This is a genomic window from uncultured Massilia sp. (assembly GCF_913773735.1).
Classification (GTDB): domain Bacteria; phylum Pseudomonadota; class Gammaproteobacteria; order Burkholderiales; family Burkholderiaceae_D; genus Telluria.
Genome location: NZ_CAJYEB010000019.1, coordinates 78,811 through 90,941, shown reverse-complemented (window position 1 = coordinate 90,941; position 12,131 = coordinate 78,811). Strand labels below are relative to the sequence as shown.

The window sequence follows — 12,131 nt, the reverse complement described above, 5'->3', positions numbered from 1 at the left end:
ATGGCGGCGTTCCTGCACGACTGCCCGGCCCCGGCCAAGCTGAACCTGTTCCTGCACGTGACGGGGCGCCGCCCGGACGGCTACCACCTGCTGCAGTCGGTGTTCCAGCTGATCGACCACGGCGACACGCTGCACTTCGACCTGCGCGCCGACGCGCGCATCGTGCGCACCACCGACGTGCCCGGCGTGCCGGAAGCGCAGGACCTGGTCGTGCGCGCCCTGCGCGCGCTGCAGGCCGAGTACGCGCGGCGCCATGGCCGGCTGCCGCCCGGCATCGACGTCGCCATCGACAAGCGCCTGCCGATGGGCGGCGGCCTGGGCGGCGGTTCCTCGGACGCGGCCACGGCATTGATGGCCGCCAACCACCTGTGGCAGGCGGGACTGACGGACGCCGAACTGATGGCGCTGGGCCTGCCGCTGGGCGCCGACATCCCGTTCTTCCTGTTCGGCGAGACGGCGTTCGCCGAGGGCGTGGGCGAGCGGTTGCAGGCGGTGGACGGGCCCGACGTGTGGTACGTCGTCGTCGAACCGGGGGTGTCCGTGCCGACCGTTGCGATTTTTACCGCGACCGATTTGACAAGGGACACGAAACCCATCACAATAGCGGACTTTCCAAGGGGGCAAACCGGATCGCAAGACTGGATTGGCTTCGGGAAAAATGATTTGCAGGACGTGGCGGCCCGCCTGTTCCCTCCGGTAGCGGAGGCGATCGACTGGTTGGGGCGGCACGGAGCGGCCAGGATGACTGGTTCCGGAGCGTGCGTGTTTTGTGCGTTTTCCAGCGAGCAAGAAGCCGAGCGTGTACGGAAGCAGGTACCGGCGGGGTGGAAGGCGTGGAAAGCCAGGGCACTGCCGAGACATCCGATGAAAACGCTCTTGCAAATCAACGAGTTGTAGAATAAAATCTTGCCTGTCGATGCATTGCACGGTATAATAATCGAGTGCAGCGACGAGCTGACAAGTTTCAGTGTAGGGGAATCGCCAAGCTGGTTAAGGCACCGGATTTTGATTCCGGCATACCAAGGTTCGAATCCTTGTTCCCCTGCCAAAGTTGATTGCCTGAGCTGTTGATGCCTTATGCTCCAGCAGGCAGAGAAGTGGAGCCGCCTCGAGCGGCCCATTTTTTTTGTACTTCAAGCGTTAATGATCTTGCATTAGCGACTTTTCAAAAGTTCTATTCACTACTCTTCTGGAACTCCCATGGCTTATGAAAACCTGATGGTTTTTACCGGCAATGCCAATCCGGCGCTAGCAGAAGGGGTCGCAAAAAGCCTCGGCATTCCTCTCGGTAAAGCCGTGGTTTCGAAGTTCTCCGACGGCGAAGTCATGGTCGAAATCAACGAGAACGTTCGCGGCAAGGACGTCTTCGTTCTGCAATCGACCTGCGCTCCCACCAACGACAGCCTCATGGAAATCATGCTGATGGTCGACGCTCTCAAGCGCGCATCGGCAGGCCGCATCACCGCGGCGATTCCTTACTTCGGCTATGCCCGCCAGGACCGCCGTCCGCGTTCCGCCCGCGTGGCGATCTCGGCCAAGGTGGTCGCGAACATGCTGCAGCAGGCCGGCGTCGAGCGCGTCCTGATCATGGACCTGCACGCCGACCAGATCCAGGGCTTCTTCGACATCCCGGTCGACAATATCTACGCCTCGCCGATCCTGCTGGGCGACCTGCAGAAGCGCAACTACGACGACCTGCTGGTCGTGTCGCCGGACGTCGGCGGCGTGGTGCGCGCCCGTGCGCTGGCCAAGCGCCTCGGCTGCGACCTGGCGATCATCGACAAGCGTCGCCCGAAGGCGAACGTGTCGGAAGTCATGAACATCATCGGTGAGGTCGAAGGCCGCAACTGCGTGATCATGGACGACATGGTCGACACTGCGGGCACGCTGTGCAAGGCCGCCGAAGTGCTGAAGGAACGCGGCGCCAAGAAAGTCGTTGCCTATTGCACGCACCCGGTGCTGTCCGGCCCGGCGATCGACCGCATCGCGAATTCGCCGCTGGACGAACTGGTCGTCACCGACACGATCCCGCTGAGCGCGGCCGGCCAGGCTTGCGGCAAGATCCGCCAGCTGACCTGCGCGCCGCTGCTGGCCGAGACCTTCAAGCGCATCGTCAAGGGCGACTCGGTCATCTCGCTGTTCGTCGACTAACAGCGGTCGGCATGGTAGGCTCGGGGAGCCCACCGACAATGTGATGTGCCACTACCACGGCGCGCAAGGTGATACCGGCGCGCCGTTGGCACATCGAGCAGTACGGAATTTCTTGAGCGCGCAAGCGCTCTGTTTGCGGAGGTCCCTGGTCGCGGGGACCTCCACCACCCGGGCCACCGGGCCGGCGCTGCGCCGGCATTCGGGACCTCATCACTTGGAGTTTCACATGAAAGTTGTTGCATTCAACCGCACTCAGCAGGGGACCGGAGCGAGCCGCCGCCTGCGCAACGCCGGCCAGACCCCGGGCATCATCTACGGTGGCGCCGCTGCCCCGCAACTGATCGCCCTGGACGGCAACGCGTTGTTCCACGCGCTCAAGAAAGAAGCTTTCCACGGTTCGATCCTGGATCTGGAACTGGACGGCGAAGTGCAGAAAGTCCTGCTGCGCGACTTCCAGATGCACGCCTACAAGCAACTGGTCCTGCACGCTGACTTCCAGCGCGTCGACGCTTCGCAGAAGATCCACACCAAGGTCACCCTGCACTTCGTCAACGCCGAGACCTCGCCGGCCGTCAAGCTGGGCGGTGCGATCATCTCGCACGTGCTGAACGAACTGGACGTCACCTGCCTGCCGGGCCAGCTGCCGGAGTTCATCACCGTCGACCTGGGCAACCTGGAAGCCGGCGCATCGGTCCACCTGGCCGACCTGACCCTGCCGGAAGGCGTGACCGCCGTGTCGCACGAGAACCTGACCATCGTCACCTCGTCGGTGCCGGCTGGCGCCGCTTCGGCCGAAGCCGCTGCAGAGTAATTTCTTCTCGCTCACTGCCCGGCTTGCCGGGCAGGCTGACGAACAACCCGCCGCGATGCGAATCCGGCGGGTTTTTTGTTGCCTGCTCAGAGCAGGCCGAGCGTCAGCGCCTTGAGGGTGGCGGCCGCCCGCGTCGAACAGTCGAGCTTGCGGAAAATGCTTTCGACGTGCGTGCGCACCGTCGACGGGCTGATGCCCAGCACGCGCGCCGCTTCCTTGTTGCTTTCGCCCAGGCTGATGCGCCGCAGCACCTCGGCCTCGCGCTCCGACAGCAGGCCCTTGCGCGCGGCCGGCGGCGGCGCGCTGCCGCCCGCCGCCGCGATCACGCAACCGGCCGCATCCGCATCGAAGCGGCCCGCCGCCGCATCGGCCAGCAGCAGGCGCGCGGCCTCGTCCTGCGGCCAGGCGGCGCGCCAGGGGCGCGGCGCGCACAGGGCGACATAGGCGCCCGCCGCCGCCAGCAGGCGCTGCGCCGGCGCCAGCGCGTCCGCCTCCAGGCCGCGGAAATACCCGCTGCCGTCCAGGCGTTCGTAGATGCGCGAGGCCAGTTGCGCCTCCGCGCGCAGCGCCGGCACCTGCTCGGCGGCGCGCGCGGTCCAGTACGGCGCCAGGCGGATCCGTTCCCAGTCCGCGCCGCCCGGCTTGCCCGCGCATTCCCACACCGCGTTCGGCACGGCGGCGCGCCCGATGCCGTGGATCAGCGCGGCGCGACCGATGCAGGCGCGCTGTTCCTCGGCCAGGCCGGCCAGCGCGGCGGCGCGTTCGGCCAGCTCGGCCACGCGGCGCGCATGCCCGGCCAGCCAGGGCAGCTTGAGTTCGACCAGGTCGGCCACGATGGTCAGGGACACGCGGCGCGCCGGCGGCGCATCGGTATCGTGCGCCGGGGCGTCCGGGTGCGCGAGCGCGGCGAGCCAGTCGCGGGCGTGCGGCAGCACCGTGTCGACCAGGGCGGCCGGATACTTGACGTCGCGCCACGGCGCGATCATGCGCAGCGCCTCGTCGGCGCCGTGGGTGCGCGCCAGGATCTCCAGGTCGCCCGCCAGGCTGGTGCGGTAGACCACGGCGGGCACCGCGCCGGCGCGCAGGCCGTCCGGCGTGCCGCTGCCGTCGTACAGTTCCCAGACATGGCGCAGGCCGGCCTCGACCTCGGGCGCCAGCCCCAGCATGCGGGCGATGTCGCCCGCCACCTCGCAATGGATGCGCGCCAGTGGCGTCACGCGCGCGACGGTCAGCGGGTGGTCGGGCGGCAGCATGTGCCGCAGCATGGCGTCGCGCCCGCCGACGTCGTCGCCCAGCAGCGTCGCGAAGCCGGCGGCGTTCGCCGTGCAGCCGGACCAGCGCAGCAGCGACACCAGCCGCGCGTGCGCGCAGCCGGCGGCGCCGGCGCCGTCGGCCAGCGCCACGCGCCCGGCCAGGCGCGCCGCGCGCAGCGACTGGTCGGTGGGCTGGCCCATGCTGAGGTCGCCCACCATGGCGATGACATGGACGGCGTCGTCGACGGTGACGGTATGGTCGGTATGCATCCCGGTACTGTAGCGGCGATGTGTGCCTCCGGCAAGACGCCCGGGGAGGGCGGGTCGGTCGATCGACCGATACCGCCGCCGCCTCCCTCTCCCTACACTGCATCCATCGACACCGATCAACCCTCGCAAGGAGACCATCATGCAAGCAGCGCACACCCTGAACACCCTCCGCAACGGCCTGCGCGTCGTTGCCGCCGCCGCCATCACCACCGCCGCCATCGCCGCCGGCGGCAACGCCCTGGCCGCCGCGCCGGCGCCGGCCGGCCAGCCGTCGGTGGTCATCGTCCACGGCGCCTTCGCCGACGGTTCCGACTGGGCCAAGGTCATCCCGCTGCTGCAGGCCAAGGGCGTGCAGGTGACGGCCGTGCAGAATCCCCTGACCTCGCTGGCCGACGACGTCGCCGCGGCGCGCCGCGCGATCGCCAACCAGCCCGGCAAGGTGGTACTGGTCGGCCACTCCTGGGGCGGCACCGTGATCACGGAAGCGGGCAACGACGACAAGGTCGCCAGCCTCGTCTATGTGGCCGCCTTCGCCCCGGACGCCGGCCAGGCGACCGGCGAGCTGGGCAAGGACCTGCCGGTGCCGCCGGGCATCGCGAAACTGTCGGTCGACAAGGCCGGCTTCGCCAGCCTGCCGCCGGCCGCGCTGCGACAGGATTTCGCCCAGGACGTTCCGGCCGCCCAGGCCGCCGTGATGGCGGCGACCCAGGGTCCGATCGCCATGAAGGCCTTCGGCGACAAGACCACCGCGGCGGCCTGGAAGACCCGGCCGAGCTGGTACATCGTCAGCAAGAACGACCGCATGATCCAGCCGGACCTCGAACGCGCCTTCGCGAAGAAGATCGGCGCGAAGACCACCGAGCTGGCGGCCAGCCACGTGCCGCAGCAGTCGCGCCCGGCGGACGTCGCGAAGGTGATCCTGGAAGCGGTCGCGGCCAGCAAGTAAGCCGCGCCGCAAGGCGCACGGGTGGAGGGCGGACAGCGGACGGGCGGCGGACGGGCGGACGCGACGCTGGCGAAACAGCCCGGCTCCCCGGCGTTTTCCGCGATAATCTGGATTTACGCTCCAGATTATCGCCCTTATGCACATCCGCCTGATCGTCGGCCTCGGCAACCCCGGCCCGGAATACGAACAAACCCGCCACAATGCCGGCTTCTGGCTGGTCGACAACCTCGCCAATTCGCTGCCCAACTGCCGCCTGCAGCGCGAATCGCGCTTCAGTGCGATGGTCGCCAAGACCGTGCTGGGCGGACACGACACCTGGCTGCTGGAACCGCTGACCTACATGAACCGCTCGGGCCAGTCGGTGGGTGCGCTGGCGCGCTTCTTCAAGATCGCGCCGGAAGAGATCCTCGTCGTGCACGACGAACTCGACCTGCCGCCCGGCGCCGCCAAGCTCAAGCGGGGCGGCTCGTCCGGCGGCCACAACGGCTTGAAGGACATCACCTCCGCCCTCGGCACCCAGGACTACTGGCGCCTGCGCCTGGGCATCGGCCACCCGCGCACGCTGAACCTGCAGCAGGCGGTGGCCGACTTCGTGCTGCACCGCCCGCGCCGCGAGGAACAGGCGCTGATCGAGGAAGCCATCGACAAGGCGCTGCGCATCGTGCCGATGGTCTGCGAGGGCAAGATGAATGCGGCGACGATGCAGCTGCACACGGATTGAATCCGCGCCGGCGGGCGGTGCCGTCCACGCCAGCGGTGCCGCAGGGGGCGCTTTCCGAGCGCGCCGTGCCGGGTCATCGGCCTCACGGCGCGCACCCGGCCGGGACGTGCGCCGGGTTCAGAGCAGGCCGCGCGCCAGCGCCTTCAGGGTCATTGCCGGCCGCGACGTCGATTCCAGCTTGTCGAAGAGGCTGTCCACGTGCATGCGCACGCTGGCCGGGCTGATGCGCAGGGCGCGCGCCGCCTCGCGGCTGGTTTCTCCCTGGCTGATGTGGCGCAACACCTCGATCTCGCGCTCGGAGAAGCGGGCGTCGCGCCGCGGCACCGGCGGCGCCGTCGCGCGCGCCGCCGCGATCACCGCTTCCACGGCGCGGCGGTCGAAGCGCCCGGCCGCCGCCTGCGCCGTCATCAGCGTGGCGGCCGCGGCATCGCCGTGCGCCGGCCGCCACGGGCGCGGCGAACACAGCGCGACGTGGGCGGCGGCGGCGGCCAGCATGCGTTCCTGCATGCCCAGCGCATCGGCGCGCGCCTTGCGGAAATAGCCGCTGCCGTCCAGGCGTTCGTAGACGCAGGAGCCGAGCGTGGCCTCGGCGTGGATCGCCGGCACCTGGTTGCCGGCGCGCGCCGTCCAGAACGGCACCTTGCGCACCCGGTCCCAGTCGTCCTTGTCCAGCTTGCCCGGGCGCTCCCAGACCGCGTTCGGCACGGCCGCGCGCCCGATGCCGTGCAGCAGGGCGGCGCGCGCCAGCGGCCGTTCCTCGAGCGGCAGCATGCCCGCCAGCGCGGCGGCGCGGCGCACCAGGGCCGCCACGCGGCGCGCGTAGCCGGTCAGCCAGGGCAGCTTCAGTTCGATCACGTCGGCGACGATGCTCAGGGGGACGCGGCGGTCGTGGCCCGCATAGTCGGCCGCGCACGCCGGTTCTTCCAGCGCATCGAGCCAGTCCTGCGCATGCGGCAGCAGGCGCTGCACCAGCGACGCCGGGTACTTGACGCCGGCGCGCTCGCCGATCAGGCGCAGGGCGCCGGCCGTGCCGTGGGCCGGCGCCAGCACCTCCAGGTCACCGGCCAGGCGCACGTGGAACACGGCGCGCGGGATGCTCGGCGAGAACAGCGCATCCTGCATGTCGCCGCGATGGTGGCTGCCGAACAGTTGACGCAGGCTTTCCTCGACGTCGCCCGGCAGGCCGAGCAGCGCCGCGATGTCGCCCGCGACTTCGCACTGCATCTGCGCCAGCGGCAGCACGTTGGCGAACGTCAGGTTGCCGCTGCCGCCCAGCGTGCGCGTGACCATCGCATGGCGTCCGGCGACGTCGTCGCCCAGCAGGTGCGCGAACCCGACGGCCGTGGCCGTGCTGCCGGACCAGCGCAGCAGCGCGACCAGGCGCGTGCCGGTGCAGGCCTGGGCGCCGTCGCCGTTTTCCTCGGCCAGCCGGGCGGCCAGGCGCGCCGTGCGGATCGAGTGGTCCGGCGGCAGGCCCATGCTGAGGTCGCCGACCATGGCCAGCACCTGCACGGCGTCTTCGACGGTGATGGTTTCATCGGGTTGCATGGCCATAATGTAAGGGCCATTGCCATTGTGTACAAGCTACACGCGGAACGCGGCGGCCGCGCATGCCGTCAACGACGAACAGCCCGCCGATGGCGGGCTGTTCGGAATGGGCACGGCGGCTGGAAGCGGCCGCTACCCGGGCGTGGCGCCGGGCCCGGCGAACCGGGCCCGAGGCTCAGATGCCGCGGATGTTGCTGGCCTTGTCGCCCTTGGGGCTCGACGCGCGCTCGAACGAGACGCGCTGGTTTTCACCCAGGCTCTTGAAGCCATCCGACTGGATGTCCTTGAAGTGCGCGAACAGGTCGGCGCCGCCCGCATCGGGCGTGATGAAGCCGAAGCCCTTGGAATCGTTGAACCATTTTACGGTGCCGGTTTGGATAGACATGATTAATACCTTTAAGTGTGTGTGATGGCGGACAGCCGCCGGTGCGCACTGGCGAACAAGAGGGGGGTAACCGAAAGGAATCAAACAGGAATGCCCGGGAAGGCGAGACGGGAGAGATCCAACAATGACGACGACTTGATATAGTGCGAGATCCAATATACAGGGCTTTGCGCCGCGCACCTAATCATTTCGGTTTTATTTTCGGCTTGCCCGTCCGGTGTCGGCAATCGGCAATCGGCAATCGGGCGCCGCCCAGCCCACCCTTTCGCCTGCCCGCATGGCCATGACGATACGCATCCGACGTTACCGACCCGGCGACCGCAAGGCCGTGCTCGCCGCCTTCCGCTCCAACGTGCCCGACCACTTCCCGGCATCGGAAGAAGCCTGGCTGCGCGCCTGCCTCGACGCGCCGGACGGCCCGCTGTTCGTCGTCGTGCGCGCGGGCGAGGTGGTCGGCTTCGGCGGCTACGAGCTGTCGCCGTTCTACGACCTGGGCACGCTGGTGTTCGGACTGGTGCGCGCCGACTGCCACGGCACCGGCATCGGCCGCGCGCTGCTGACCTACCGCCTGCTGCACATGGCGCGGCGCAAGCTGCGTCCGCGCTGGGTCACCGTCGATACGCATCCGCACACGGCCGGCTTCTTCCGCCGCTGCGGCTTCGAGGAAATCGCGCGCTGGCCGGGCGGCTACCGGTCGGGGCGCGACCGGGTCGACCTGCGCTTCGCGTTGAGCGACGCCGCGGTGGCGGCGTTGCGGGCGCCGGGGCAAGCGCTTGCATCCGCACCTTCGGCGCGTCGCTCCGGCGCAGGCCGGGCTCCCGCTTCCTGACGCGGCCGGGCAACGGCACCGGAGTCCGGCCTTGGCGGGAGACGGTGCCGAGGCGAACCAGGCGATGTCGTCCGGCCGGGTCCTATCGACCGCTGACGACGATCTGGCTGCGCAGGTCGCGCAGGATGCGTTCCAGCGCCGGGCGCATCGCGCGGTGGTCGGCCGGCGTGCAGGTGGCGCGGCCGTGGCGGAAGGTCAGGCGCCGCTTGACCAGCACCGCGCTGCCCCGGCGCGCATAGCTGGCGCGGTAGAAGATGCCGCCGTCGAACACGCCCATCGACGCCGGCAGCGCCAGGATGCGCACGCCCTTCGGCAGGCGCAGGCGCGTCTCGTCCTCGGTGTCGAGCGCGGGGCAGACGTAGTCCTGGCGCCGCTCGCGTTCCTGCAGCATGCCGTCGACGGCGTCGCCGACCACGCTCCAGGCGCCGTAGGTGGTCGCCAGCGCGCTCGGCCCCGGCAGGTCGACGAAGCCGGCGCCGGTGCCGGACACCGACATGCTGTAGTCGTCGCCGCTGCCGTCGACGAGGCCGGCATCGAACATGCCCGATCCTTTCTGGCCCATGCCCTGCAGCATGCGCTGGACGAACTGCTCGCGCTCGAACGGCCGGGTGGCGCGCACGGCCTTGCGGAACGGTTCCGCGATGGCGCCCGACATCGTGCGGCTGACGCGAAAGCTGCCGCGCCCGTCCTTGCCGATCTCCACGGTCGCCAGCGCGCGCACCTTCTGCGGCTGCGTCATCGGGGTCATGGCGAAGCCGCCGGTCTTGAGCAGCAGCACCGGCTTGCCCAGCACGGTGGCCGGCAGGTAGCCCGCCGCCACCGCCTCGGCCGTCGGGTCGAGGAACAGGTCGAGCGCCGGAACGTAGGTGATCATGTGGTTGAACACGCCCAGCGTGGGCGCGTCGGGCAGCCGGTAGGCGTTGCCGCTGTTGACGAGGGCGGCGGTGCTGTCGATGCCGATGCTGGCGAGCATGGCCTCGAGCAGGCCCGCGTGGTCCTTGCAGTCGCCGTAGCGGTTGTCGAGCACGGCGGACGCCGGGTGCGGCACCACGCCGCCCGGGCCGACGTAGACGGCGACGTAGCGGATGTTGCGGCGGATCCAGTCGGACAGGGCCAGCACGCGGGCGCGCGTGTCCGGCAGCCCGGCGCTGAGCTGGCGCGCCAGCGCGGCGATGGCCGGGGAGGGCGCGGCCTTGCCGGCGGCGCCCTGGCGGAAGGCGGCGGCGAAGGCGGGGTAGTCGGGAAAGGTCGAGACGGCCAGCCGCTTGCCGTAGTCGAGGTAGCTGACCGCATCGGCCTCGATGCGCGCGTTGTCGCCGTTCACGTAGCGCCACTGGTAGCGCCGCTTGCCCGGCGGACCGGCGCCGGGCACCGGCACGAAGCCGACGGCGTCGGCATGCAGCGCCATCGACGGCGGCATGTCGTAGACCAGCAAGAAGTCCCGGTGGAGGTGGAAGGGCGCCGACGACAGGTCCTCGAAGTGGCCCGGGAACAGCGGCGTGGCGCGCCTGAGCACGTAGCGCACGGCGAGCTGGTCGCCGACCGCGACGTCGGGAAACACGACGACCTTGACGCGCGTGTCCTGGAACAGCGGCGCGTCGGCGGAGGCGGGCTCCTGCTGGTCCCGGATCTGGTCCGGACGCACCGCCACGCGGCGCCCGTCCGGCTTGTGCGTGTAGGCGGCGATCGACACGATCTCGTCCAGCGTCTGGTTGTAGACGATCGCGTACTGGCCGTGCGCCTGGATGGCGCGCGCCTCGACGATGGTGCGGGCGTCGTCGACGGTGAGCTGGTAGGCGCCGTCGGGTTCGACCACGTAGTGCCGCACGTGGCGGTCGACGACCACGGCGGGATCGGTCCCGGTGTCGCGCGCCAAGACGCGGCCGCAAGCCGCCGCCAGCGCCAGCACCAGTACGAGCAGATGCAGCGGCAGCAGGTGTGATGAGGCGGCGCAATGTCTGGCGGGCATACGGACTCCAGTTGCGTGGTCAACCGGACCATTGTTACGAATGCTCAATCCTCGACCCTTGCGCGAACGCAAGCGCGCGCTTCCTGCGATAATTTCGCCATGCATGCACTGACGTTCCACGCCGGGCCGGCGGCCCTGGCCCACATCCGCGCCCATGGCCTGCGCGCCCAGGACATCGCCGTCGTCCCGGCCGCGGCCGGCGGTCCCAAGGGCCTGGTGTTCCGCGCGCTCGACCAGTGGCTGTTCGGCCACTGGTTCCCCGGCGCGCAGCGCGAACGCATCCTGGTCGGCTCCTCGATCGGCGCCTGGCGCATGGCGGCCGCCTGCCAGCGCGACCCGGCGGAGGCGTTCCGGCGCCTGGGCACGCTGTACAGCGGCCAGCGCTATGCCAGCACCAAGCCCGGCCAGGAGCAGATCGACGCCGTCGTGCAGGGCCTGCTGGGCGAATTCGTGCGCGGCCACGAGGACGACATCGTCGCCCACCCGCACTACCGCCTGCAGGTGCTGGCGGTGCGCGGCAAGCGCGCGCTCGCCGCGCCCGGCCACCGCCATGCCGAACTGCGCGGCTTCGCGGCCGCGGCCCTGCACAACCTGTTCTCGCGCGACCGGCTGGCGCGGCTGATGGACCGCGTCGTCATTGGCGACGTGCGCGCCGGCGCGGCCTGGCTGGCGCAGCCGTTCGACGGTTTCGCAACGCAGTTCGCGCCGCTCACCAAGGAGAATCTCGCCGCCAGCCTGCTGGCCTCGGGCACGCTGCCGATGCTGATGAAACCGGTGCGCGACATCGCCGGCGCGCCGCCGGGCCACTACTGGGACGGCGGCCTCATCGACTACAACCTGGCGCTGCCCTACGGGCGCATCGCCGCGCGCGAACCGGGCGCGATCGTGCTGTATCCGCATTTTTCGGAGCACATCGTGCCCGGCTGGCTGGACAAGGCCATGCCCTGGCGCCGCGCCGCGCGCGGGCCGAACCGCGGCTGGCTGGACAATGTGCTGGTGGTGGCGCCCAGCCGCGATTTCCTGGCAAAAATGCCGCGCGGAAAGCTCATCGACCGCAGCGATTTCCAGTTCTACGGCCTGGACCACGACGCCCGCATCCAGGCGTGGCGCCGGGCGATGGACGAGGGAGAACGGCTGCGCGACGACTTCGCCGCCTTCGTGGCGCGGCCCGATCCGGCGCGGATCCGTCCCCTTTGAGCGACGCCGTCAGGGCCGAAGACCGGCAAATCGCCGCATTTGCGGCCGGAT

General features: G+C 69.9%; 11 protein-coding genes and 1 tRNA gene. 8 read left to right on the top strand and 4 right to left on the bottom strand.

The genetic code is table 11. The annotated features are described in order from the left end of the window. From ispE to QZ749_RS08185, 4 genes are all read left to right on the top strand, one after another. Window positions 1–897, top strand: a complete 897-nt coding sequence (gene ispE, locus QZ749_RS08200) for a 4-(cytidine 5'-diphospho)-2-C-methyl-D-erythritol kinase (RefSeq protein WP_296945407.1) — start codon at window positions 1–3, stop codon at window positions 895–897. A gap of 74 nt (window positions 898–971) precedes the next feature. Continuing rightward, window positions 972–1,048, top strand: a tRNA-Gln gene (locus QZ749_RS08195). A 152-nt stretch (window positions 1,049–1,200) separates the two neighbouring features. After that, entirely contained in the window at window positions 1,201–2,151 is a 951-nt protein-coding gene (locus QZ749_RS08190) for a ribose-phosphate pyrophosphokinase (RefSeq protein WP_296945406.1), read from the top strand. Between the two features lie 226 nt (window positions 2,152–2,377). After that, window positions 2,378–2,962: a 50S ribosomal protein L25/general stress protein Ctc gene (locus tag QZ749_RS08185; RefSeq protein WP_296945404.1), complete on the top strand. Its 585-nt coding sequence runs from the start codon at window positions 2,378–2,380 to the stop codon at window positions 2,960–2,962. An 86-nt stretch (window positions 2,963–3,048) separates the two neighbouring features. Here QZ749_RS08185 and QZ749_RS08180 read toward each other — a convergent pair whose 3' ends face one another. Further along, window positions 3,049–4,485, bottom strand: coding sequence for an HD domain-containing phosphohydrolase (locus QZ749_RS08180; RefSeq protein ID WP_296945402.1), 1,437 nt, complete (start codon window positions 4,483–4,485; stop codon window positions 3,049–3,051). A 139-nt stretch (window positions 4,486–4,624) separates the two neighbouring features. Between QZ749_RS08180 and QZ749_RS08175 the strand changes: the two genes are divergently transcribed. Both QZ749_RS08175 and pth read left to right on the top strand, forming a co-directional pair. After that, window positions 4,625–5,431, top strand: coding sequence for an alpha/beta hydrolase (locus QZ749_RS08175; protein ID WP_296945400.1), 807 nt, complete (start codon window positions 4,625–4,627; stop codon window positions 5,429–5,431). A gap of 136 nt (window positions 5,432–5,567) precedes the next feature. Further along, window positions 5,568–6,152: an aminoacyl-tRNA hydrolase gene (gene pth, locus QZ749_RS08170; protein ID WP_296945399.1), complete on the top strand. Its 585-nt coding sequence runs from the start codon at window positions 5,568–5,570 to the stop codon at window positions 6,150–6,152. A 117-nt stretch (window positions 6,153–6,269) separates the two neighbouring features. Here pth and QZ749_RS08165 read toward each other — a convergent pair whose 3' ends face one another. Together QZ749_RS08165 and QZ749_RS08160 are read right to left on the bottom strand one after the other, a co-directional pair. After that, complete coding sequence (locus tag QZ749_RS08165; RefSeq protein ID WP_296945397.1) at window positions 6,270–7,700, bottom strand: HD domain-containing phosphohydrolase; 1,431 nt, start codon at window positions 7,698–7,700, stop codon at window positions 6,270–6,272. A 175-nt stretch (window positions 7,701–7,875) separates the two neighbouring features. Then, window positions 7,876–8,085: a cold-shock protein gene (locus QZ749_RS08160; RefSeq protein ID WP_296945395.1), complete on the bottom strand. Its 210-nt coding sequence runs from the start codon at window positions 8,083–8,085 to the stop codon at window positions 7,876–7,878. Between the two features lie 283 nt (window positions 8,086–8,368). On the opposite strand from QZ749_RS08160, the gene QZ749_RS08155 reads away from it, so the two are divergent. Next, the gene (locus QZ749_RS08155; protein WP_296945394.1) at window positions 8,369–8,914 is read left to right on the top strand and encodes a GNAT family N-acetyltransferase; all 546 of its coding nucleotides are present in this window, start codon (window positions 8,369–8,371) and stop codon (window positions 8,912–8,914) included. A gap of 82 nt (window positions 8,915–8,996) precedes the next feature. Here the strand turns inward: QZ749_RS08155 and QZ749_RS08150 are convergent, their stop codons facing one another. Further along, a complete protein-coding gene (locus tag QZ749_RS08150; protein WP_296945392.1) occupies window positions 8,997–10,883 on the bottom strand; it encodes a DUF3857 and transglutaminase domain-containing protein in 1,887 nt (628 codons plus the stop codon). Window positions 10,884–10,982: 99 nt separating this feature from the next. Between QZ749_RS08150 and QZ749_RS08145 the strand changes: the two genes are divergently transcribed. Continuing rightward, a complete protein-coding gene (locus tag QZ749_RS08145; RefSeq protein ID WP_296945391.1) occupies window positions 10,983–12,080 on the top strand; it encodes a patatin-like phospholipase family protein in 1,098 nt (365 codons plus the stop codon). The last annotated feature ends 51 nt before the right edge of the window (window positions 12,081–12,131 follow it).

Excerpts from the sequence above, each read along its gene's own strand:
- pth (WP_296945399.1), top strand. The coding sequence starts at position 5,568 with ATGCACATCCGCCTGATCGTCGGCCTCGGCAACCCCGGCCCGGAATAC.
- QZ749_RS08160 (WP_296945395.1), bottom strand. The coding sequence starts at position 8,085 with ATGTCTATCCAAACCGGCACCGTAAAATGGTTCAACGATTCCAAGGGC.
- QZ749_RS08145 (WP_296945391.1), top strand. The coding sequence starts at position 10,983 with ATGCATGCACTGACGTTCCACGCCGGGCCGGCGGCCCTGGCCCACATC.
- QZ749_RS08150 (WP_296945392.1), bottom strand. The coding sequence starts at position 10,883 with ATGCCCGCCAGACATTGCGCCGCCTCATCACACCTGCTGCCGCTGCAT.
- QZ749_RS08190 (WP_296945406.1), top strand. The coding sequence starts at position 1,201 with ATGGCTTATGAAAACCTGATGGTTTTTACCGGCAATGCCAATCCGGCG.
- QZ749_RS08165 (WP_296945397.1), bottom strand. The coding sequence starts at position 7,700 with ATGCAACCCGATGAAACCATCACCGTCGAAGACGCCGTGCAGGTGCTG.
- QZ749_RS08185 (WP_296945404.1), top strand. The coding sequence starts at position 2,378 with ATGAAAGTTGTTGCATTCAACCGCACTCAGCAGGGGACCGGAGCGAGC.
- QZ749_RS08180 (WP_296945402.1), bottom strand. The coding sequence starts at position 4,485 with ATGCATACCGACCATACCGTCACCGTCGACGACGCCGTCCATGTCATC.
- QZ749_RS08155 (WP_296945394.1), top strand. The coding sequence starts at position 8,369 with ATGACGATACGCATCCGACGTTACCGACCCGGCGACCGCAAGGCCGTG.
- ispE (WP_296945407.1), top strand. The coding sequence starts at position 1 with ATGGCGGCGTTCCTGCACGACTGCCCGGCCCCGGCCAAGCTGAACCTG.
- QZ749_RS08175 (WP_296945400.1), top strand. The coding sequence starts at position 4,625 with ATGCAAGCAGCGCACACCCTGAACACCCTCCGCAACGGCCTGCGCGTC.